Origin of the sequence: Flavobacterium sp. ALD4, from assembly GCF_002836475.1 — a bacterium.
Lineage (GTDB): Bacteria > Bacteroidota > Bacteroidia > Flavobacteriales > Flavobacteriaceae > Flavobacterium.
Window position 1 is genome coordinate 124111 of record NZ_PJBJ01000025.1, and the last position, 23074, is coordinate 147184.

The following is a 23074-nucleotide window of genomic DNA, read 5'->3' on the forward strand; positions in this document are numbered from 1 at the left end:
TAGGTGGTTAATTGTTTTTTCTATGTGGAAGTTGATATTCTGTTCAATCCTTTATTTTTCAAATCAAATCATTTTTTCAAATACCTTATTGTAGCAGTTACCAGACTTTTAACAAGTTGAGAGGTATATGCTCCCGCTAGAGCCGGAATTGTATAAAAGGCATAGAATATGAATTCAAATGGAAACATGGTATGGGAAGTAGGATCGGCTATCATTACAGATGGCAGCTAATGGGAATAAAACCATACTCATTAATCCAATTTTCCAAGAGGGAGCATCACTAAATAACTTGACAATAAAACCAGACAAAAGAAGGAACAGAAAACTGTACTTGGAAATGCCTTCAATTCCTGTTCTAAGTAAGGGGAATAATGGAGATTCATAGGGCTTTAAATTACCCAAAATAAATACAGGAAGTAGTATAGATATAACACCGAGTATTGATACGACTATTAAAGGGGATGTATTTTTTAAGCTCATGATTTTAAATTTAGTTGGTTAGTTGTTTATTTCTATGGGTCAAAATTGTAACAATTAACCGAACTGCTGAAATCATTATTTCAATAATACTTATGATATAAATTTAAAATTTATCAAATTTATGTCTAAAAATATATATATTTGGTTAAATTAACTTACGATATAAATGAGTAGTATATATTCGATTATTGCAACTTTGTCTAACGAGAACAAAAAAGAGTTTGTGCGAAAATTAAGGGAGCGCAACAAAAGAAACGATACTAAGAATGTAGAATTGTTTCGCCTTTTAGACAATGCCAACATGCCGTCCAATATAGATGTGATTTTATACGGAAAGCCTTCGAAAGGAGCTTATCATGCCCTTAGTAAGAGATTACACGATTTATTGATTGATTTTATTGCCACCAAAGGCTTTGACAAGGAATCTTCTGAAGAAATGAATGCCTTAAAATTGTTATTGGCAAGCAGGATGTTTTTTCAGCAAAAACAGCATTACATCGCTTTCAAAACATTGGCAAAAGCAGAAATAATTGCGGGTAAACATTCCTTGTTCAATATCTTGAATGAAATATACCAAACTCTACTATTGCACGCCCATCTAAATACAACTCTGGATTTGCAAAATGTAATTGACAAGTATCAGGCAAATAAATTAAACATGGGTCTGGAGGAAAATTTAAATTTATTTTGCGCTACCATACAAGCGGAGTTAAACCATAGTAATCCGGGAATTTCGGATATTATCAACAGGAACTTGCTTAAATTTAACATTTCGATCACTAAAAATTTAAGTTACCAATCGCTTTTCAAGATTTTACAAATCACCAACCAAGTAGCTTACATTACAAGAGATTACCAAGCAGTTCTGCCGTTTATTGAAGACGCTTGTAAAAAAATTGAAGCGACAGAACGAACAAAAGACAAATATTTATACGATCATTTACAGGTTTTGTATTATTTAGCAAACACTTATTTCAGGATTAAAAATTTTGGGCTTTCGGCGGGTTATCTGGATACAATGCATTCAAATATGAGCTTGGAAAATAAAAAATACGTTTCCGTTTTTTATCCACAATATGTATTATTAAAAAGTTTAGTACTTATCTATACGTTTCGAAATGACGAAGCTGTTAGAGAAATAACATTGTTTGACTTTGAAAAGTATAAAAACAAAACAGGTTATACACTTGATTTAAAACTCACATTGGTTGTCGCCTTGTTTTTTAAAAACAACTACAAAGAGGCTTTAAAAACCCTTCAGGGTTTCTATCATAGTGATTATTGGTATATTGAAAAGATGGGGTACGTATGGGTAATTCAAAAAAACCTGATTGAAATATTGTTGCTCATAGAATTGGATTATATGGATTTGGTGGAGTCTCGATTAAATAGTTTTAAAAGAAAATACACGGTTCACCTTCAAGAGCATAATGAACATGTGATTTTAGTTTTTTTTAAATTAATTACAAGTTATTATTATAAAGCGGAAGATGTTTATTCAGAAACGTTTAAGAATAAAGTTGATGATTTATTAGATGTAAAAAGGAAAGATACGGATGTTTTTACCATTAGCTTTTATGCTTGGATAAAAGCAAAAACAGATAAAACCGAAGTTTATAAAACAGCTATAGATCATATTAAGATGCTGTCTCGTATGTCTGATGTAAATGAAATAACCCGATAAATTCGTCCAATTGTTTTACAAAAAAAATCCGTTTTACTTTCGCAAAACGGATTTAATTCATCATTAGATTATTTAGTATATGGCAATTATAAGCGATTAACTTCATAATAAGCGTGAGCGATAGCTTCCGACACTGCTCCACCCATTGCAGGTTGCGGGTGAATCGCCTTTAAAATTTCGTGTGCAGTAGTTTCTCTTTTACGAGCAACAACTGCTTCAGCGATCATATCCGCAACAGCATCACCAATCATGTGGTATTCTCCGTATTTAGTATCAAAGATTATTTTTACTTTCCGATGCAGAAGTTGGCAAATATATTACCTAGCAATTCGTCATTGGTGACTTGGCCTGTAATCATTCCAAAATGATACAAGGCATCTTTAATATCGATAGCCATTAAGTCGCTGGGTAGGTTGGTTTCTAGTCCGTATTTTACCTTTATTACTTCTTCTAACGCTTTTAGTAAAGAGTCGTAATGTCTTGTATTAGTTACGATTGTCTCATTATTACGTAAAGCGCCAGTATTGACAAAAGACAGTAGTTTATCTTTCAATTCTTCAATGCCGATGTTTTCTTTGGCAGATATCATTTCTAGAATCACATTCAGTGGTTCGAGTTGATTTTTGATTCCCACCACTTCGTCATCGGTCAGTAATTCGGTTTTATTGATCACCACCACTAGTGGTTTTAGTGGAAATTGATTTTTAACTTTTTCGATTTCTACGATATATTCAGAACTTTGAACTTTAAATTTTAGACTTTCAAATAGATAAAGGACCACTTGCGACTGTTCGATTTTCTCGAACGTTTTACGGATACCGATGCTTTCTACCACATCTTGAGTTTCACGAATTCCCGCCGTATCTATGAATCGAAATCCAATTCCTCCGATGACCAATTCGTCTTCAATAGTATCGCGTGTCGTTCCGGCTATTTCCGAAACGATGGCGCGTTCTTCGTTCAATAAAGCATTCAACAGTGTCGATTTCCCCACATTGGGTTCTCCCACAATGGCGACTGGAATTCCGTTTTTGATTACGTTTCCTACCGCAAAGGAATCGATGAGTCGTTTGAGGACAAATTCGATTCTGTTCAGTAATTCGTGGAACTGGGTTCTGTCGGCAAACTCCACATCTTCCTCGGCAAAGTCGAGTTCGAGTTCGATCAGGGAGGCGAAATTTAACAGTTCTTCGCGTAATTTGGCTATCTCGTTAGAGAAACCGCCGCGCATTTGCTGCATGGCGATCTGGTGTGACGCTGCATTGTCCGAGGAGATCAAGTCTGCAACGGCTTCTGCTTGCGACAAATCAAGTTTGCCGTTTAGGAACGCACGCAGGGTGAACTCTCCCGGGTCGGCCATACGGCATCCTGTACGAAGCAACAGCTGTATAATCTGCTGTTGAATATACGTAGAACCGTGACAAGATATTTCAATCGTATTTTCGCCGGTGTAAGAGTTGGGCCCTTTAAAAATAGAGACCAATACTTCGTCCAGCGTTTTTGTGTCATCCATGATATGCCCCAGATGCAGGGTATGCGTTTTTTGCTTGCTTAAGTCTTTGTTCTTTATGGATTTAAACACACTGTTTCCAATGGTAATTGCTTCAGGGCCTGATATTCTGATGACTGCGATAGCTCCGGCTCCGGAAGGGGTCGCTAAAGCTACTATCGAATCGTTGTATAGCATAATTTTAGGTTGTAAGCCACAAAGGTACTAAATCTAAAGAAGTATCTATTTATATATTGAATTGCCTTTTGGACGGGATTGGCCAAGTTGAGAGCGCTTTTCCTGTTTGATTTTAATTCCGTAACTTTAGGTTTGTATTCTTTGTGATAACCACTTTAAACAGACAGTAAATGAAACGTATTCTATTTCCAACCGACTTTTCGGAAGCGGCCACAAACGCTTTTGGCCATGCATTGGCATTTGCGAAAAAAATTCAAGGCGAACTTATTTTGTTGCATTCTTACCACGTACTGCCGATGGACGACCAGTTTTTTCCCGAGAATTTCAATATGGTGTATGATACGGTAGAGTTAACGGAGTTTGATATGTTTAAAGAGGAAGTTCCCAAATTACATACCCTTGCGACAGCTTGCAATTTGGATAAGATAAGAATGACACACCGGTTAATGGAGGGCGATTTAATTGAAAACATCCAAAAGAGTGTTACTGAGGATAAGGTTGACTTTGTGGTCATGGGAACTGCCGGTGTCACGGACTGGGATGCCGTTTTTGTAGGGTCTAATTCCGGGGATGTCATTATTGAGATAGCGGTTCCCGTGTTATGCGTGCCCTTGGGAGCCAAATACAAACCGATTAAAACGATTGGTTTTACGACGCGATACAGAGACAAAGATAAAAAAGCGATTAGCACGGTTTTAGACTTTGCGAGACTAATCAATGCATCTGTGAAGTGTCTCTATGTGAAAACGAGTGATTCCGATGTTTCAATAGCAACAATAGAGGAGTGGAAAATGGAGTTCATACGAGAACCGATTGAGTTTTTTGTAGTTGAAAGCGAGGATAGCAATACGGCGGTCGTAGATTTCATCGGGGATAAAAACATTAACGTGCTGACGATGTTGACGTATAAAAGAGGTTTTTTCAAGGGATTGTTCCAACCGAGCTATACTAAAAAGAAGCATCCTGAATTTCAAATCCCTATTTTAGCGATTCACATTGATTAAAGAAAGAGGGAGGATTAACCAATGATCAGGGTTTAAAAACAGGAGCGGATTGTATCACTTGTACCTCAATAATTTAGAAATATAAAAAATATCTGTCTTCAGGAAAGGAACGCTTTTTATTGTTAAAATAAAACTAAATTACTGATATTTATCATGTTATAATTGTAACTTTAGTTATGAATTTGAATAATCGATCACTTTAAATCATTATAAAATGAAACGTATCCTATTCCCAACCGATTTTTCTGTAGCTGCCACCAATGCATTTGTCCATGCTTTAGAATTTGCAAAAATAGTGCAGGGCGAACTGGTGTTATTGCACGCCTTTGAATTACCGGTATTTGACAATCAGTTTTTTCCTGAAAACTACATGGTTATCTACGAATCAGTAGAGTTGTCGCAATTCGAAATGTTTAAGGAAGAAATTCCAAAACTTCGTGCCATAGCGGAAGAGCGACATTTAGATAAAATTAAAATGACACACCGTTTGATGGATGGTAATTTGCTTTACAATATCAACAAATCAATCAAAGACGATAAAATAGATTACGTGGTCATGGGTACTGAAGGTGCCTCCGGATGGTCTGAGTTTTTTTCCGGGACGAATACCGGTAACGTTTTGGCGGATGTCGATGTGCCGGTGCTCTGTATTCCGGTGGATGCTAAATACAAGAAAACGGAAACCATTGGTTTTACGACACGTTTTAGAACTAAAGATAAAAAAGCGCTTAAAAAAGTCGTGAAATTGGCAAAAATGGCGGGTGCGGATGTAAAATGTCTGTATGTGAAAACCAACAAATCAGATGTTGCAAAAGAAACAATTAAAAAATGGGAACAGGATTTTGAGGAAGAACCAATTGAATTTTTTGTCATAGACAGCGATGAAGTGAAAGAAACCATTTTAGATTTTATCTTATATAAAGAAATAGACATATTGACGATGGTGAGCTATAAAAAAACGTTTTTTCAAGGTTTGTTCCATCCTAGCCTGACTAAAAAATTCGCCAATAATTTTGACGTTCCCATTCTGGCGATTCCTATGAAGGAATAGGGTAGCAGTTTTACTTGAAGATAAAGCGAAGGCTTCTGGCGTGTTGTTACATTGCCCCTTATTCTAATAGCTTATTTAGTTCGGTACTACTATATTTGTATTTCAATTAAATCGAAATATGAATCAATACAGTGCAAAGAGTAAAAGCTATTCTCAGGAATTAAGCAAAATTAATAAAAAATATAATTCAATCAGTTTACTTAGACTGTTGTATATTATTCTTTTTTTAGGATCTCTTTATTATTACATACAAAACAGCGGAATTATTCTTACAATTTCCGCTGTTTTATTTTTTGTTGGCTTTATAGTTTTAATGCGGATTCACTCTAAATTGCTTTTTGAAAGAGAGATTAATACGGCGCTGCTGGAAATTAATGAAAATGAAATCTCTTATTTAGAGAAGAAAACCATTCCGTTTGAAAACGGACTAGAGTTTAATGATTTTCACCATCCCTATGCGTATGACTTGGATATTTTTGGTGAACATTCCCTGTTCCAAAACCTAAATAGAACCGCCACTTTTATAGGAAAGAAAAAATTAGCCGAGCAATTACTCACCTTATCTCCGAATCAAGAAATTATTGAAAACCAGACGGCTGTTAAAGAGCTTTCCGGAAAACTAGACTGGCGTCAGAATTTCTTGGCTTTAGCCAAAGTAAGCCAGGATTCTAAAGCGAGTTACGAAGCATTGATGGCATGGGGTAAATTTCCAAGTGTGCTATTGTCCAAAGGGGCAATCGTGCTTTCCTATGTTACGCCACTGCTGTTTTTAGGGGTACTTGTTTCTTATATATTTACTTTTGAGGCTGTTTTACTATCTTATCTGTCCTATTTGTTTATATTGAATTTGCTGATTGTGGGTAAATTTTATAAACGCATCCAAATAGAAATTGCCAATGCGGAAGATATTGATAAGATGATTAGCCAGTATGGTTTATTGCTTAAAAAAATAGAAGAGGAATCCTTCCATTCTCAAAAACTGAAGGATTTGCAGCAAAAACTTACTTTCAAAAAAGAAAATGCCAGTGTCCATCTTAAAACGTTATCCGGATTGTTTTCTAATATGGATACCATTGGGAATCTATTGACAGCTTCCTTATTTAATGGAACCTTCCTTTTTAACCTTCATGTATTGAAAAAATTACTGAACTGGAAAAAAGAGCATTCTGAAGCACTGGAAGACTGGTTGGACGTTATCGGCGAATTTGAAATGCTGAATAGTCTGGCTAATTTTGCCTACAACAACACCGAGTTTGTCTATCCTACATTAAACACCGAATTTAAAATCGACTTCTCGGAACTGAGTCATCCTTTACTAAATGCCAAAACTAGAGTAGGGAATGAGGTAGCTTTTCATCCCCAGTCTTTTATGATATTGACCGGGTCGAATATGTCCGGTAAAAGTACTTTTCTGCGTAGTCTAGGAATAAATATGGTTTTATCCGGCATGGGATCAGTGGTCTGTGCGAACCAAGCCAATGTACATCCTTTACCGGTGTTGGTTTCGATGCGTTTGTCTGATTCCTTGTCAGACAGTGAATCTTATTTTTTCGCCGAAATAAAGCGCTTAAAACAGATCATGGATGAATTAGAAGGAAATGCCGCTTTTGTATTATTGGATGAAATCCTCAGGGGAACTAATTCGGATGATAAAAGAAACGGAACCATAGAAGTCGTGAAGAAAGTGATTGCCCATAAAGCCATTGGTGCTATTGCGACGCACGACATAGAAGTTTGCTTGACTACAAATGAGTATCCGGATATTCTCACCAATAAATGCTTTGAAGTCGAAATTGAAAATGATGAATTGCATTTTGATTACAAACTTCGTGACGGCATCTGCAGAAACAAAAGTGCTACGTTCCTAATGAAAAAAATGGGAGTGATCTAGCAAGTGTAAGAAAGGTGTTAAATTAGTGTTGCCACGAATTCACTAAATTTATTTTTTGATTAATTCCTTTTCTCCTATACATAGAAACAACTATTCAAGTAATTGAGGTATCGCAAATTATTAGTAATGGCATCATCTTCATGCGGTTTATTAAACCCAAATAATAGAGAAAAATAATTAGGGAATTCGTGGCAAAAAGAATGATATAGTAAAATCCAAAAAAAAACTATCAAGCGTCTCACACTTTCCCGATATCTATTGGGACGGGGTGATGATAAACAAAAAAAACCGCATATCCTGGTTAGGAAATAGCGGTTTTTTTAAATATAAAAATGGTTTGGTTAATAGCGTAATCGTTTCACAATGATAAGTATAATATTTGACTATCAAAAATTAAACATAACAAAATCGTAATTTATTGTTAACTGTTTAGCATTACTGGCATCACAAGCATCGTTACCGTTTCGCCTTCTTCTAGTCCGTCAACAGGCGTAAGAATCCCTGCTCTGTTAGGTAATGACATTTCAAGCATTATCATATCTGATTGCAGATTAGTCAGCATTTCAGTAAGAAAACGGGAGTTATATCCTATTTGCATATCGTCCCCTTGATAGTCACAAGTCAATCTTTCCTCTGCTTTGTTAGAGTAATCAATATCTTCAGCAGAAACATTCAATTCAGCACCTGCAATTTTCAAACGAATTTGGTGTGTTGTTTTATTAGAGAAAATAGCAACACGACGTACGGAACTCAAAAATTGAGAACGGTCAATCATTAATTTATTTGGATTCTCTTTTGGTATAACCGCTTCGTAGTTTGGATATTTCCCGTCTATTAAACGACACATTAAAATATAATTATCAAAAGAAAAAGTGGCGTTCGAATCGTTGTATTCAATTTTCACTTCAGCATCTGAAGCAGAAAGGATATTTTTTAGAATAGTCAAAGGTTTCTTTGGCATGATAAAATCAGCCACTTGAGACGCTTTTACATCTGTACGTGCATATTTCACCAGTTTGTGTGCATCAGTTGCCACAAAAGTTAAACCTTCAGGAGAAAACTGAAAAAATACACCGGACATTACTGGACGTAAATCATCGTTACCGGCAGCAAAGATAGTTTTGCTTATTGCTGTTGCCAAGACATCAGCTGGAACTAAAGTTACAGAAGGCTCTTCCAAGTTAACAGATTTTGGAAATTCATCACCGGGAGCATACGCTAAAGCATATTTACCAGAGTTTGAACTGATCTCAATCGTGCTGTTTTCTTCAACAGTAAAAGTTAACGGTTGTTCTGGAAAAGTTTTAAGGATCTCCAATAGTAATTTTGCCGGTACGGCAACACTTCCTTTACTGGTGGAATCAATAGCTAAGTTAGCAGACATTGTAGTCTCTAAATCGCTTGCCGAAACCGTTAATTCGTTGTTGTCTAACTCAAATAGGAAGTTGTCCAAAATGGGCAAAGTATTGCTGCTGTTGATAACATTACCTAAAACCTGTAATTGTTTTAATAAGTACGAACTCGATACTATAAATTTCATCTGTTTTATTTTATTTTTTTTGGGTATCTATTTTATTTTGATTTGTAAAATACAATACATTTTACAAATATATTGTAAACTATTCTAGTATTGAAACTTTTTTATTAACATCTAACGACCGTATTTTCTTTTTCTGAGGTACGTAAATAAAACGCCAAATAATACTAAGATTAGAAGTGGCAGCCCGATAGTTATGACTTGCGTCTTGCCGTAGTTTTCAAAAACTTTTTCTTTGTCAAATAAAGGCAAATCCAGATCCTTGCTTCGAATGTTAATAAGTCCGGTATCGTCTAAAAGGTAATTGACACAGTTCAGCATGAAATCCTTATTGTCGTATAAATTTCCGGACCGTTGATCGTAACCCAGTTCGACGGGTTGAAAGTTTTTATCCAGTTGATTTTTTATTAAGTCCCCGTCAGAAATCACAATCATTTTATTCTTTTTTCCAGCAGACTCAAACGTTGCTTGTTCAAAAGGCAAGACCCTATTTTCAAACATGGAATGGAAGGATCCTTCCAGTAATATGGCAAGCGGCATGTTTCCCGTTTTGATGTAGTGATTGGGGCTGGTTTCTTCAGCAACAATATCTAAATTCACTTCTACCGGTGCGCCAATTTTTTTAGAATATCGGGACGAGTGCAACAGTATGGTTTTCTTAATTCCGTTTTTCAGCGTGTCGATGGGATTCGCAAAATCAAATTTGATTCCGCCTAAATTTTTCACAATCGGATGTGTACTTTCCGGATAGACCAATGGAGCAAATTTCCAGTTGAATTCTTGGTACTGCGTGGCGCTTCCCTGTTCTCCCGTCGCCAGTTTTATCGGACTTCCCTGTTCGTCTTTGACTATGTCTGGGTTAATGCGGAAACCGTATTTAAAGAACATATCGTTCAAATTCAGATCCCTTGGAAGCGCAAATGTAGATCCTGAAGGATTGTAAAGACTGTCCATCTCCACATTTACCTGATCTACGAGCCACAGTGTTTTTCCTCCGTTAATTATGAATTGATCCAAGACCTGTTTCTCGGCATCAGAGAACATTTCGGTAGGTTTGGCGATAATGGCCAAATCGTATTTTTCTAAAGCGTTGAGGCTGCCGGTAGGGTCTTTTGCAACCGAATCTAAAGTAAAAGGTCCTATGTGATAACTTTCTCTTATCTGCAATAGGAATTTGGCCATTAATACATCCTGAAGCTCACCATTGCCTTTGATTACGGCAACCGTTTTTTGCTTCACCGTGGTGACTTTCTGTAAGGCATCCGAAATCGAATATTCGAGATGCTGGACCGAACCAATTACCATTTCAGTGGTAGTAGCGCCCATTCTGTTTTTTAATAATGGAATATTGACTTCTTTGTTTTGATATACCGCTATAGCCCATGGAAAGACAATGGCTTGCGACTGTTTTCCCTTGTCATCAACCGTTATGTTTATGGGTGTCAATCCTTTTCGATACAACTCTTTGATGTTATCCATACTGGTATCTTCGTTTTCCAATGGATCGATGAATTCGAAAACTATATTTTGGTTGTAGGCTTGAAATTCTTCTAATAGCTGCTGCGTTTCTTGCTGCAGTCTTTTAAACTCAGCAGGCAAATCCCCTTGTAGGTATATTTTGATGTACAGCGGTTCTTTCACTTCTCTGACTATGTCTAAAGAAGTGGTGGATAGGGTATATCTATGATCCTTTGTTAAATCAAAACGATGAAAAAACCGGTTTCCGATTGCGTTTATAATCAGCAAAATTGCGATTGTAATCAATACCGATTTGAGGTTGCTTTTGTTAAGTGGTACCATTACAATTTGAAAGATTTAAGATTATAGACAGTAAACGAAAGAAACAACACCGTTATACTCACAAAATAGAGCACGTCTCTGGTGTCAATCACGCCGCGTCCCATACTTTTAAAGTGGTCTTGCATTCCAAAAGCGGAGATTAGAGTAGAAAAGGAGGGAGTAAGGGAGGCTAAACCTTCAAATCCAAAATAGAAAAAGAAACACAAAAATACGGAGAGGATAAAAGCTACGATTTGATTATCGGAGAGGGTAGACGTGAAAATTCCAATGGAAGAATATGCACTAATTAAAAACAACAGCCCCACATAAGAACCAATGGTGCTTCCCATGTCTATATTTCCTTCCGGCATTCCCAGGTTGGTGATTACTTCGACATAAATGAATGTCGGAATAATGGCCATTACAATGAGTAGTACTGCACCAAGAAATTTTCCGTTGACAATCTGCCAAAGACTCAAGGGTTTTGTTAAAAGTAACTCCAGTGTTCCCTGCTTTTTCTCATCCGCAAAGCTACGCATAGTTATGGCGGGAATCAGGAAAATCAAAATCCAGGGTGCTAAAGTGAAGAACGGTGTCATATCAGCAAAACCGGTATTCAAGATGTTGTAGTCCCCTTCAAAAACCCAAAGAAATAATCCGTTGAGAATCAGAAATAGCGCGATGACCAAATAACCTATTGGCGAACCAAAAAAGGACTTAATTTCTCTTAATAATAGGGCTTTCATGTATATTTTTTAATTTGCCACAAACCTGCCTGCCACAGGCAGGGAAGCTAAGGCGCTAAGTTTTATTTTTCTATCTCTTACGGCTTTCTAAGAAGTATCCTTTGTTATAGGTAGACTGTAAACTCATTACTGCAAACTGGCCAACTTATCCACACTCCAGGCTTCCGGTTTATCATTAAATAACTTTTTCGTAAAAGTCCAAACCTCATTAAAAAATGGAGATTTTCTGTAGTTTTCTAGATCGTCTTCCGTTTCCCAATAACTGTAAGTGAAGAAAATACTGTTGTTGTTTTTATCCTGATACAATTCCAGAAAACGATTCCCGGGAGCATTCCGAATTTTTTCTTTATTGGCCTCAAAATTTTCCAGGAAGACTGGGATGTTTTCTTCGTGAAAACTCAATTTTACTATTCGTACAAACATGTGATTTATGATTAACGATTGATCATTTTAGGTTTTTCTATTTAAAGTAATCTTCTAATTCTTAAATTGGATAGAAACAACATCTCTGTAATTTAGCCCCAATAAGCTATTTGCTGAGCCCACGTTGGAGGGGTTACTTCTGAAAATGGCAATTTCGAGGAAACCGGCTTCATTAAAAATCGCCAATTTTTCTCCTTCATAATTCTTGATCGGATATTTATCAGAACTGGCAATTGCAGAGTAATTCGGCAAAATGGTTTTGATGTTTTTAGTTTTCATTATAATCTCATAAGGTCTGCCTTTGGCAAACTCCACGAACTGTCTTTTACTAATGTTGGTTATTACATTGCCAAAATGATCGATATAAACGACATGGCCTTTCAACATATTGTTGTCATCTGAAATAGCCGCTTTTAATTCTGTTATTTGCTTCAGGCTATTGATTTCTTTACCAATCACATTAAGTAATCCGCCTTTGGCGATATGACAGGCTACCAAAACAAAAACATCCAGGCCGGTTGCTTCACTGGACAGGCGATCGTGAATGTTGATGGCAACCATTCTTTGCGGAACAATTTTTTGAGAAAGCATGCTAAGAATGCCGTTATCGGCAGCAATAAAGAAGGAATCGTTCCATTGCATGACGATATGCTGGTTCTCTTTATTCAATTCCATATCCACCCCTATTAAGTGCACCGTCCCTTTCGGGAAACTCGAATAGGCCGCACTAATAATGTAACTTGCTTCAACTGTGTTGAATGGGTCAATATGATGTGAAATGTCGATAATGGAAGCTTCAGGATACTCAGATAATATTTTCCCTTTCAACGCACCAACAAAGTGGTCTTTCAAGCCGTAATCGGTAGTAAGGGTAATTATTGACATATATTTTTTATAAATATTGGTGTATTCTAAAACTAATTTTCATTAAATTTGAGTGATGCAAATCTAATAATAGTAAATTCAAAAAAGCAAAAAACAAAAAACAAATTCCAAATAATACCATAAATAATACACAGGATTAAAACAAATACGGATTGGATATATTAATTCATTGATTTTCATATAAAACTACAACTTTTGAACGAAAGAATAATCGAGCTCATAGACATCGCGCCAAAAGAATTTTGGGGCGCTCAAGACACTCATCTTGAAACAATTAAAAAATATTACCCAAAGCTTAAGATTGTTGCTCGAGGAACTACTTTGAAGGCATTTGGGGAAAAAGAGATCTTAGACGAGTTTGAAAATCGTTTCCAACGGCTAATGCTGCATTTTACACGGTACAACAACATAGATAATAATGTTATTGAGCGTGTCATTTTAGGTGAGAGTCAGGACGATAAAAGAAACTTGGTTAACGATAAAATTTTGGTGCACGGTGTTGGTGGTAAAATCATCAAAGCCATGACACCCAACCAGCAATTGCTGGTTGATACCATAAATAAAAACGATATGGTTTTTGCCGTAGGTCCGGCAGGAACAGGAAAAACCTATACAGGGGTAGCGATGGCCGTAAAAGCATTGAAAGAAAAACAGGTAAAGCGCATCATCCTTACTCGTCCGGCAGTGGAAGCAGGGGAAAACTTGGGTTTTCTTCCTGGAGATATGAAAGAAAAATTAGATCCCTACATGCAGCCGCTGTATGACGCCTTGCGGGATATGTTGCCTAATGAAAAACTGGAAGATTATATTCTGAAAGGGATTATACAAATTGCTCCGCTTGCCTTCATGCGAGGACGAACGCTGGATCACGCTTTTGTGATTTTGGACGAGGCGCAAAATACAACACATTCCCAAATGAAAATGTTCCTGACCCGTATGGGGAAAAGTGCAAAATTCATGGTAACTGGAGATCCCGGGCAAGTTGATTTGCCAAGAAGAACCATTTCAGGTCTTAAGGAGGCGTTATTAGTCTTAAAGGATATTGAAGGAATCGGAATTGTATATCTGGACGATAAAGACATTGTAAGACACCGATTAGTGAAAAAAGTATTGGATGCTTATAAATATACGGAGAATCCAGAATAAAAATAAAAATTGTATTTTTGGTAGACATTAAAATGAGGGCTATGTATGACCCCGCATGAGGTTGTCCTTTTTAAAATAATATTCAACTCTTGTTGTTACAGAAATATTAAAACCTTGCGTTTAATTTGGGATACAATAACAAAGCTTAAAACAGACACATTGAAGAACGTACTCATAACGGGAGCTTCCGGAGGCATTGGGAAAGAAATAGCATTGCATTTTGCTAAAAATGGATGGAATGTTATTGCCACTATGATTCACATGGATCATGGTAAAGAACTTCAAGGCGTGGAAAACATCAGTTGTTATTTGCTGGATGTGACTTCAACCAAAAGTATAGCCTTTGCCAAGAAAAAAATAATTGAAGATTTTAAAATAATAGATGTCGTAATAAATAATGCCGGAGTAGGGTATAGAAGTTTTGTTGAGTTAGCTGAGGATGCTGAAATCAATACGATTGTTGATGTAAACTGGCTTGGAGTTGTAAAAGTCTGCAGAGCATTTATTCCTGTATTCAGAGTTCAAAAGAAGGGACATTTTATTAATATAAGCTCCATTGCAGGTTTAGTGAATTTGCCATTAGGGAGTTTTTATCACTCCACAAAACATGCCGTTGAAAGTTTTTCGGAATGCATGGCTTACGAATTGATTGATTTTAATATCAGCGTTTCCACGGTTCAGTTTGGAAATACACAGTCCAATTTCCAAAAAAATGTAGTTAAATCGAATCGATCATCTTTAGCCTCTTACAATAATTTAATGGAGAAAATAAGTCTGATAGTGGAAGATAAAACAAAGAAAAACACCGATTTGAAACCGCAAATTATTCGGGAACTACTTAAAATTGCCGAAAATCCGCCTAAAAATTTTAAAAGGTACACTATTGGTTTTGATGCTAATAGCCTTAGTTTCCTTAGGTCTGGGATTGGCTACCGTTTATTTGGAAGAATAATCAGGCAATCCGTTTTTAAATAAGTGTCAATTAAAAGCGGGGATTGTAGCCAAATTATAAAGCTTAATCTTAAAAAAAAAATGTTTTTCAAACATGACAGTCATTCCAAATTGATCTAGTTTAGGTACAAAATATTGTAAAAGCATTCAAACGATTTTAGTTATGCCTTCAGTTTACCGCTGTGTTTGGAATTTATGGGCAAGACCATTGATAAAAGTGTAGCTATTACTGGGGTTCGGGAAATAGAAAATTCGAATTTTCATGAGACCATTTCTTTTGGTGAGGGGTACCATGATGAAACAATGTTGAATGTTACTGCGGTTGGTTCAGTAATAATAAATGTCACTAATGGTTTAAAAAGCAAGCTTTCTCATCATGAGATAATCTTAACTAACGATGCAGATGGTGTAGCAAAAATTTTATTGGAAAGAGTTTTGAACTGCAAAACGACAACCGTTTTAGGATAGTAAAGAAGAATTGGTTTTATAGTATTCAAAGTGTATTTTTGTGTAAACTAAATCACAAAAAAATGACTAAAGTTATCTTTATTCTAGCGTTTCTTACCTTTACTATAACGGGGCAAAGTCAGAATCTGAAGTTAGAAGAAATAATGAAAGGGGATGAATTTATTGGTTCTCAACCGACAAGTGGACGGTGGTCTTTGGACGGCAAGAAAATTTATTTTGATTGGAACCCGAATAATGAATTAGGAGCCGCTACCTATTTTTGGGATAAGACGATGTCAAGACCCCAATTGACTTCTTCTCAAGAAGCTGCATTTTCTAAATTGGATTTTAAAAGTAAACCGAATACTGATATCGCTTATTATATTGATAAAGGGGCGCTGTATTCGTATTCTGTCCAAAATAAAACGATAAAAAAACTACTGCAACAATCTAATCCAATTTCTAATTTACAACTAGGAAAGGATAATGGAGTTTTGTTTTTTGTGCAAAACGAAAATATTCTTAAATTCGATACAAAGCAAGGTGCACTTGTCCAAGTTACTAATTTCAAAAAAGGAAAAGAAAAGGAAAAAGAAAATGAAAAAGAATCTTTTTTGAAAAGTCAGCAAAAAGAATTGTTTCAATTTATACGCGACCAGGAAACAAAGAAAAAATATATTGCGGCAAAGAAAGAGGAAAATAAATCTGACTTCCCAAAAGATTATTTTTACGGGAAAAGTGTTTTTCAGAGTTTGAAAATGAGTCCGAAAGGCAATTTTGCGACATTCAGACTTACTGAAGAAACGAATGCGAAAAGTGAAAAAATGGAAGTTTTTATCACTGATGATGGCTACAACAAGTTACAGAATACAAAAGAAAAAGTTTCAACAGCTAATTTGACCACTTCTAAATTCGGAATCTATTCGGTTGCAAAAGATTCCGTTTATTTTATAAACTTTGGTTCATTAAGTCATATTCAAGATGCTCCAGCGTATTATAAATTATATGATAATCTTAGAAATAAGGAGAAAGAGGATAAGTTAATTTTTGTGCAAGAACCGACTTATAGTGAAGACGGTTTATCCGTTATTACGGAGATTAGAAGTCAGGACAATAAAGACCGCTGGATTGTACAATTGAATTTAGAAAAAGGCAGTTTTGAGGAGCTAGACCATCAGCATGATGAAGCTTGGATAGGGGGACCTGGTATTCCATCTTATGCTTCTAGTTATGGAACTCTAGATTTTTTGGGAGATAATGAAACCATTTATTTTCAATCAGAAGTAACGGGATATTCTCACTTATATACGTATAATCTTAAGACAAAAAATAAAAAACAACTTACAAAAGGAAATTGGGAAGTTCGGGAAGTAAGTCTTTCAAAAGACAAGAGTACTTTTTACTTAACTACCAACACAACGCATCCAGGCAATAGAGATTTCTATAAGTTGGGCGTTTCTGGTGGGGATTTGCAACCAATTTTGACAAAAGACGGAGCTCATGAAGTGACACTTTCTCCGGATGAAAGCACTTTATTGGTTCGCTATTCTTATAAGAATAAGCCATGGGAATTATTTATTGTTGAAAACAAAAAAAGCAAGACTCTTCGCCAAATAACGAATTCTACAACCGAAGCATTCAAAGCCTATGCATGGCGTACTCCTGAAGTAATCACTTTTAAAGCACAGGACGGAACTTTAGTTCATGCCAGATTATACAAACCCCAAAAGGACAAAGCAAATAAAGCAGCAATTATCTTTGTTCACGGCGCCGGTTATTTGCAAAATGCTCATAATTATTGGAGCAGTTACAATAGGGAATATATGTTTCATAATTTATTGACTGATTTAGGGTATACCGTTTTAGATATCGATTATCGAGGAAGTGATGGATATGGACGTGACTTTAGAACAGGCATTTACCGCTTTATGGGCGGGAAAGATTTAACGGATCAAATAGATGGGAAAAATTATCTAGTGAATAATGTAGGAGTTGACGCTAGCAAAGTCGGTATGTATGGCGGGTCGTACGGAGGCTTTATTACGCTAATGGCAATGCTTACTGCTCCAAAAGAATTCGTGTCAGGTGCTGCATTACGCTCGGTAACGGATTGGGCACACTACAATCATGGATACACAGGGAATATCCTTAATTTCCCGGAAACAGATTCAGACGCCTACAAAAAAAGTTCGCCAATTTATTTCGCTGATAATTTACAGGGAAATTTGTTGATGCTTCATGGAATGGTTGACAATAATGTTGAGTATAAAGATGTTGTTCGTTTATCACAGCGTTTTATTGAGTTAGGCAAGAAAAACTGGAGTCTATCCTCATTTCCTGTTGAAGCACATGGCTTTAAAGAAACCTACTCGTGGGTTGATGAGTATGGCAGAATATTGAATTTATTTAACACGACGCTTCTTGAAAAATAGTGCGTTTTAGGAACTGAATAATCTTTCAACAATTTTGTGTATCTCTGCGAAACAACCTATTTTTGCAAAACAACAAAGCAACACCCAATCCTAATGAGTAATACAATTACAACCACTAATTTTAATTTTCCAAATCAAAAATCGGTTTACCGAGGTAAAGTAAGGGAAGTATACAATATCAATGATGATCTTTTAGTTATGGTGGCGACGGATAGGCTCTCCGCTTTTGATGTGGTTTTGCCAAAAGGAATCCCTTATAAAGGACAGATTCTTAATCAAATTGCCACTAAATTCATGGAATTAACTCAAGATATTGTTCCGAATTGGTTGATTGCAACTCCGGATCCTAGTGTAGCTGTGGGGCATTTATGTGTACCTTTTAAAGTAGAAATGGTAATTCGTGGATATTTATCCGGTCATGCGGCTCGTGAATATGCGCTTGGTAAAAGAGAAATTTGTAGTGTGCCGATGCCAGACGGATTAAAAGAAAATGATAAATTCCCAACAGCTATAATTACGCCGACAACAAAAGCAGATAATGGGGAGCACGATGCTGATATCTCAAGAGATAACATTCTGTCTAAAGGAATCGTTTCTGAAGAGGACTATTTAGTGTTAGAAAAATATACGAGAGCTTTATTTCAAAGAGGAACTGAAATTGCTGCAAGCCGCGGATTGATATTGGTGGACACTAAATACGAATTTGGTAAAACTAAAGACGGTGTAATTGTTTTAATTGACGAAATCCATACGCCTGATTCTTCTCGCTATTTTTATTTAGAAGGATATCAGGAAAGACAGGATAAAGGAGAAGAGCAAAAGCAATTGTCTAAAGAATTTGTGCGCCGTTGGTTAATTCAGAATGGTTTTCAAGGTTTAGAGGGGCAACAAATTCCTGATATGACAGAGGAATATATTGTAACTGTATCTGAAAGATATATAGAATTGTATGAAAAAATCCTTGGTGAGAAATTTGTGAAGGCTGATATCTCAAATATTAATGAACGAATTGAGAGAAATGTTTTAACTTATTTAGAAGATAGTTAATTGTTATTGAAATAATAAAAAAACCCGCAATTCTGTTTGGAATTGCGGGTTTTTTTTAACGCGATTTTTTAGAGATTATCTAGTTGTAAAAATGGAAGGCTTCTTCGTTGTTATAGAATGTATACTTTTTTAATTAGTAATTATAGGTAGTAAGTATTGTAAATCAATATATTATGATATTTATAGCCCTTGTTAAATATAAGTTAATAAATAGTACTTTGTATTACACGTTACCTTTTTTAACATACATTTGTAATGAATTTAATCATCATATTTAATCAATCAAAAAAATCAATTATTATGAAAAAGTCAATCGTTTGCTTGGGAATTGCTTTGCTTAGTTTTACAACTGTATCAAGAGCATCAAATTTAATCTCTATTTCACAAATCGAAGTCGTTGATACAGATTATGAAAAATCAACACCATTGAATGTTGCCATTTATAAAGGAGATATGAACTTTATCAAAAAACTTGTAGAGTATGGTGTCGATGTCAATCAGGTTAAAAACAGATTAACACCATTAATGGTCGCGGCTCGCTACAATAATGTTGAGGCAATTCAATATTTAGTTGCCAAAGGAGCTAACGTGAATTACCGAAATGAATTGGGTTTAACCGCTGCTAGTTATGCTGAATTATCGAACGCAAGTGATGCTTATGCTTATTTGTCTCTTCTTAAAAACCAACTAAATGTTTTTTTAGAAGCCTATGAAGCGGTAGGAGGTGAATGGATATAATGTATGAATGCACTTTTTTTTTTAAAAAAAAATCCGGACAGTACAGTCCGGATTTTTGTTATAAATGAAAAAATGTAGATATAGGAATTAGCGCCTAATTTTATTTAAAATAAGAATAAGTTTCATTAGCATATAATTTTAATAAACTTTTATAACACTTTGAAGATGATCTCTATGAACTGTTTCAACTTTGGTATTCATATAACACAAAGGAAGCGTACGAATGGGTAAACTTCTACTCCATTATTGTAAGCAATAGCATCAGTATCAGTATCAGTAGTTGTAGCAAGGAACAAGCTAGACCTTTTTATGTAATTTTCTTTTCCTCGGCGTTAGCCAGAGTTAATTACTCAAGGCTATTTTGAATTGCCGGTGCGTAAGTAACAACAGGCCGTTTCCCAATTTTTGTTTCTCTTTAATTTTCTTCTCGATTATTGGAATGCTGTAGTGATGACATACATCTATCAGAATTGCTACGTTTGTCTTGATGATTTTGGTGATCATTGTGGCACCACGCAATCCTACTTCTTCCAGAACAGAATTAGTGATGTACGAGAAAAATGAAAGTTTCTCTTCTTTTTATGCGGCAAATAGGCTAATGTAGTAATTATGAAACAACCCATACGGATATAAATAGCTCTACCAAATCTTTAGAAATATTTTAACAATTATTGTCCAAAGTTTATTGATGGCTTCTTTCCTGTCATCATGAAGATCCATTAAATACTTTTCGATTGTGTACACTTTTGATTGCACTGAAAAGGATTTTATAGGATAAATTTAATAAAAAAGCCGTAACTCAAAAGTAGAATTACGGCTTTTTATTTTAGCCCCGGTAGCAGCGACATCCGTTTGTCCCGGTGTTCGGGTCAAAAGATATAGCGGAGAACGGTATAAGCTCCTGAAGCTATTATTTAAAATAAGAAAACGTTTCGTTGTTCTCTAATTTCAATATCGTTTCATATATTAATTTGATGACATTTTCAACATCATCACGGTGTACCATTTCGACAGTCGTATGCATGTAACGCAAAGGAAGTGAAATCAAAGCCGAAGCAACACCACCATTGCTGTAAGCAAATGCATCGGTGTCTGTTCCGGTAACTCTTGAAGAAGCTAAACGCTGAAAAGGAATTTTCTTTTCTTCGGCAGTATCCAGAATGAGTTCTCTCAGGTTATTTTGAACTGCGGGTGCATATGTAACAACAGGTCCTTTTCCTATTTTTGTTTCTCCCTCAATTTTCTTGTCAATCATAGGAGTAGTAGAGTCATGACATACGTCAGTAACAATGGCCACGTTTGGTTTGATGGTTTTAGTAATCATCTCTGCACCACGAAGACCTACTTCTTCTTGTACTGAATTAGTGATATACAGTCCGAACGGTAATTTCACTTTGTTTTCATGCAGTAAACGAGCTACTTCGGCAATCATAAAACCACCCATACGGTTATCAATGGCACGACAAACAAATTTATTCTCATTTAGAATCATGAATTCATCTGGGTAAGTAATCACACATCCTACATGAACGCCCATTTTATCAACCTCTTCTTTTGTTTCACAACCTATGTCGATGAACAAATTACTGATTTTAGCAGGTTCTTCTTTTTCGCCTTTTCGGGTATGGATAGCCGGCCATCCAAAAACACCTTTTACAATTCCTTTTTTAGTATGAATGTTAACTCGTTTTGACGGGGCAATCTGGTGGTCTGAACCTCCATTACGAATAACATATATTAAACCATCATCGGTTATATAATTAACATACCATGAAATTTCATCGGCATGACCTTCGATCACCACCTTATATGGAGCGTCAGGATTAATAATCCCTACTGCTGTTCCGTAAGTGTCTGTTATAAAGGTATCAACGTAAGGTTTTAAGTACTCCATCCATAGTTTCTGTCCTTCAGCTTCAAAGCCTGTAGGGGAGGCGTTGTTTAAATATTGCTCTAAAAATGTAATAGAGGATTTCTTTAATATCGATTTAGTGCTCATAAAATATATATTTTTTGCTAAATTATAGAATTGGCATTACACTTGCATATATAATGTATAATTTTACGATAAAATTTTTCTGTATGCAGTTTATTAGATTTTCGCTCTTCTTTCTTTTTCTAACGGTAGTGGCCCATGGACAGGTTATTTCTAAAGACACTACTAAAATGGGTTATGTTTTAGTGGATACTGACGAAGTGCTTAATGACACGATTCAACTCGAAGAAATTATTGTTTCAAAAGAAAAGTTGGATCCCGATGCTAAGAAACGATTTCTGATTTTGCAAAGCAGAGTCTATATAACATATCCTTATGCTAAATTGGCTTCCGAAAGATTAACGCTTTTAAATAGAGGAATGACTAGGCTTTCCGCCAATAGAGAAAAGAAGAAGTATTTCAAGATAGTGGAAAGTTACCTCAATGACGAATTTGAAGCAAAGCTTAAAAAATTGTCGCGCAGTCAAGGCCGAATATTGGTAAAGCTAATCCACCGTCAAACGGGTACCACGACTTACGAATTGGTAAAAACACTGAAAAGCGGGTGGAAAGCTTTTTGGTCTAGTACCGCAGCCAGTATGTTTGATATTAATTTGAAAAGTGAATTTGCTCCTTATGAATCTAATGAAGACTTTTTGATAGAAACCATATTGGCACGAGCTTTTGAATCTGGAAGATTACAGAACCAACCAACGGCACATCCTGTAGATATTGATAACCTCAATGATTTCTGGGTAGTAAAAGCACAGCTAGTAACACCATAAAGTGTCTTAGCCGTTTCTCCGCACAAAAAGGAGAGGCTATACCGATATATAATGATTGTGTAATGTATTTTTAGGAGCTATTTCCAGCTATTCTTTACAATCTAGCTCGCCGAACACCGGGCTGATAGGATTTGCAATACTATCTGGGCTATGGGAGTGGTATATTAAGGGAACGTTTCGAGATTATATATAATTTCACTAAAATAAAGCTTAGGTGTAATGGTCTATATTATTTAAGGTGGCAATCGGTGTGTGAATCAAAAGTAGGTTTATTATTGTATAGTAGTAAGAAATAGTAAAAACGCAGTATTTATACAGAAACTCTATAAACTGCATCCATAAAGTCACCCTCTCCTCGCGATAGCTATCGGGAGGAGAGGGTGAGA

At 35.9% G+C, this 23074-nt stretch carries 19 protein-coding genes and 3 pseudogenes; 12 read left to right on the forward strand and 10 right to left on the reverse strand.

Going from position 1 to position 23074, the window contains the following annotated elements; all coding sequences use genetic code 11:
* Positions 1–174: 174 nt before the first annotated feature.
* Positions 175–480 (reverse strand): hypothetical protein, encoded by a 306-nt coding sequence (locus CXF59_RS14915; RefSeq protein ID WP_157824534.1) that lies wholly within the window; start codon positions 478–480, stop codon positions 175–177.
* A gap of 166 nt (positions 481–646) precedes the next feature.
* Between CXF59_RS14915 and CXF59_RS05815 the strand changes: the two genes are divergently transcribed.
* Positions 647–2164 (forward strand): hypothetical protein, encoded by a 1518-nt coding sequence (locus CXF59_RS05815; protein ID WP_101136901.1) that lies wholly within the window; start codon positions 647–649, stop codon positions 2162–2164.
* An 86-nt stretch (positions 2165–2250) separates the two neighbouring features.
* On the opposite strand, the pseudogene CXF59_RS05820 reads toward CXF59_RS05815, so the two are convergent.
* Positions 2251–2454: pseudogene (locus CXF59_RS05820) on the reverse strand (dihydrolipoyl dehydrogenase); the annotation flags it as partial.
* Complete coding sequence (gene mnmE, locus CXF59_RS05825) at positions 2451–3797, reverse strand: tRNA uridine-5-carboxymethylaminomethyl(34) synthesis GTPase MnmE (RefSeq protein WP_232758695.1); 1347 nt, start codon at positions 3795–3797, stop codon at positions 2451–2453. The pseudogene CXF59_RS05820 and the gene mnmE, both read right to left, overlap by 4 nt.
* On the opposite strand from mnmE, the gene CXF59_RS15255 reads away from it, so the two are divergent.
* The 4 genes from CXF59_RS15255 to CXF59_RS05840 all read left to right on the forward strand — a co-directional run bounded on the left by CXF59_RS15255 (position 3733) and on the right by CXF59_RS05840 (position 7797).
* On the forward strand, positions 3733–3882 hold the full coding sequence (locus CXF59_RS15255; protein WP_232758697.1) for a hypothetical protein: 150 nt from the start codon (positions 3733–3735) through the stop codon (positions 3880–3882). The two genes, mnmE and CXF59_RS15255, sit on opposite strands and share 65 nt — an antisense overlap.
* A gap of 139 nt (positions 3883–4021) precedes the next feature.
* Complete coding sequence (locus CXF59_RS05830; RefSeq protein ID WP_101136904.1) at positions 4022–4855, forward strand: universal stress protein; 834 nt, start codon at positions 4022–4024, stop codon at positions 4853–4855.
* Positions 4856–5069: 214 nt separating this feature from the next.
* Entirely contained in the window at positions 5070–5906 is an 837-nt protein-coding gene (locus CXF59_RS05835; RefSeq protein ID WP_101136905.1) for a universal stress protein, read from the forward strand.
* Positions 5907–6024: 118 nt separating this feature from the next.
* Entirely contained in the window at positions 6025–7797 is a 1773-nt protein-coding gene (locus CXF59_RS05840; RefSeq protein WP_101136906.1) for a DNA mismatch repair protein, read from the forward strand.
* Between the two features lie 421 nt (positions 7798–8218).
* Here the strand turns inward: CXF59_RS05840 and dnaN are convergent, their stop codons facing one another.
* The 5 genes from dnaN to CXF59_RS05865 all read right to left on the reverse strand — a co-directional run bounded on the left by dnaN (position 8219) and on the right by CXF59_RS05865 (position 13167).
* Positions 8219–9337: a DNA polymerase III subunit beta gene (dnaN, locus tag CXF59_RS05845; RefSeq protein ID WP_016990794.1), complete on the reverse strand. Its 1119-nt coding sequence runs from the start codon at positions 9335–9337 to the stop codon at positions 8219–8221.
* Between the two features lie 111 nt (positions 9338–9448).
* Positions 9449–11134, reverse strand: a complete 1686-nt coding sequence (gene gldG / locus CXF59_RS05850; RefSeq protein WP_101136907.1) for a gliding motility-associated ABC transporter substrate-binding protein GldG — start codon at positions 11132–11134, stop codon at positions 9449–9451.
* Positions 11134–11859, reverse strand: coding sequence for a gliding motility-associated ABC transporter permease subunit GldF (gene gldF, locus CXF59_RS05855; protein ID WP_101136908.1), 726 nt, complete (start codon positions 11857–11859; stop codon positions 11134–11136). The genes gldG and gldF overlap by 1 nt, the downstream gene beginning before the upstream one ends.
* Positions 11860–11985: 126 nt before the next feature.
* Complete coding sequence (locus CXF59_RS05860; protein ID WP_101136909.1) at positions 11986–12282, reverse strand: putative quinol monooxygenase; 297 nt, start codon at positions 12280–12282, stop codon at positions 11986–11988.
* 54 nt (positions 12283–12336) lie between these two features.
* The gene (locus CXF59_RS05865; RefSeq protein ID WP_101136910.1) at positions 12337–13167 is read right to left on the reverse strand and encodes an S-adenosyl-l-methionine hydroxide adenosyltransferase family protein; all 831 of its coding nucleotides are present in this window, start codon (positions 13165–13167) and stop codon (positions 12337–12339) included.
* 195 nt (positions 13168–13362) lie between these two features.
* Between CXF59_RS05865 and CXF59_RS05870 the strand changes: the two genes are divergently transcribed.
* From CXF59_RS05870 to CXF59_RS05895, 6 genes and pseudogenes are all read left to right on the forward strand, one after another.
* Positions 13363–14313, forward strand: coding sequence for a PhoH family protein (locus CXF59_RS05870; protein ID WP_101136911.1), 951 nt, complete (start codon positions 13363–13365; stop codon positions 14311–14313).
* A gap of 159 nt (positions 14314–14472) precedes the next feature.
* Complete coding sequence (locus tag CXF59_RS05875; RefSeq protein WP_101136923.1) at positions 14473–15288, forward strand: SDR family NAD(P)-dependent oxidoreductase; 816 nt, start codon at positions 14473–14475, stop codon at positions 15286–15288.
* Positions 15289–15426: 138 nt separating this feature from the next.
* Positions 15427–15732 (forward strand): annotated as a pseudogene (locus CXF59_RS05880) (HAD hydrolase family protein); the annotation flags it as partial.
* A gap of 62 nt (positions 15733–15794) precedes the next feature.
* Positions 15795–18143 (forward strand): prolyl oligopeptidase family serine peptidase, encoded by a 2349-nt coding sequence (locus CXF59_RS05885; RefSeq protein WP_101136913.1) that lies wholly within the window; start codon positions 15795–15797, stop codon positions 18141–18143.
* A 93-nt stretch (positions 18144–18236) separates the two neighbouring features.
* The gene (locus CXF59_RS05890; protein ID WP_101136914.1) at positions 18237–19190 is read left to right on the forward strand and encodes a phosphoribosylaminoimidazolesuccinocarboxamide synthase; all 954 of its coding nucleotides are present in this window, start codon (positions 18237–18239) and stop codon (positions 19188–19190) included.
* Between the two features lie 300 nt (positions 19191–19490).
* Entirely contained in the window at positions 19491–19928 is a 438-nt protein-coding gene (locus CXF59_RS05895; RefSeq protein WP_101136924.1) for an ankyrin repeat domain-containing protein, read from the forward strand.
* A 342-nt stretch (positions 19929–20270) separates the two neighbouring features.
* Here CXF59_RS05895 and CXF59_RS15685 read toward each other — a convergent pair.
* Positions 20271–20492 (reverse strand): annotated as a pseudogene (locus CXF59_RS15685) (hypothetical protein); the annotation flags it as partial.
* Positions 20493–20838: 346 nt separating this feature from the next.
* Positions 20839–21927, reverse strand: coding sequence for a M42 family metallopeptidase (locus CXF59_RS05905; RefSeq protein WP_101136916.1), 1089 nt, complete (start codon positions 21925–21927; stop codon positions 20839–20841).
* Between the two features lie 83 nt (positions 21928–22010).
* Between CXF59_RS05905 and CXF59_RS05910 the strand changes: the two genes are divergently transcribed.
* Positions 22011–22688 (forward strand): DUF4294 domain-containing protein, encoded by a 678-nt coding sequence (locus tag CXF59_RS05910; RefSeq protein WP_198554641.1) that lies wholly within the window; start codon positions 22011–22013, stop codon positions 22686–22688.
* Positions 22689–23074: the final 386 nt, after the last annotated feature.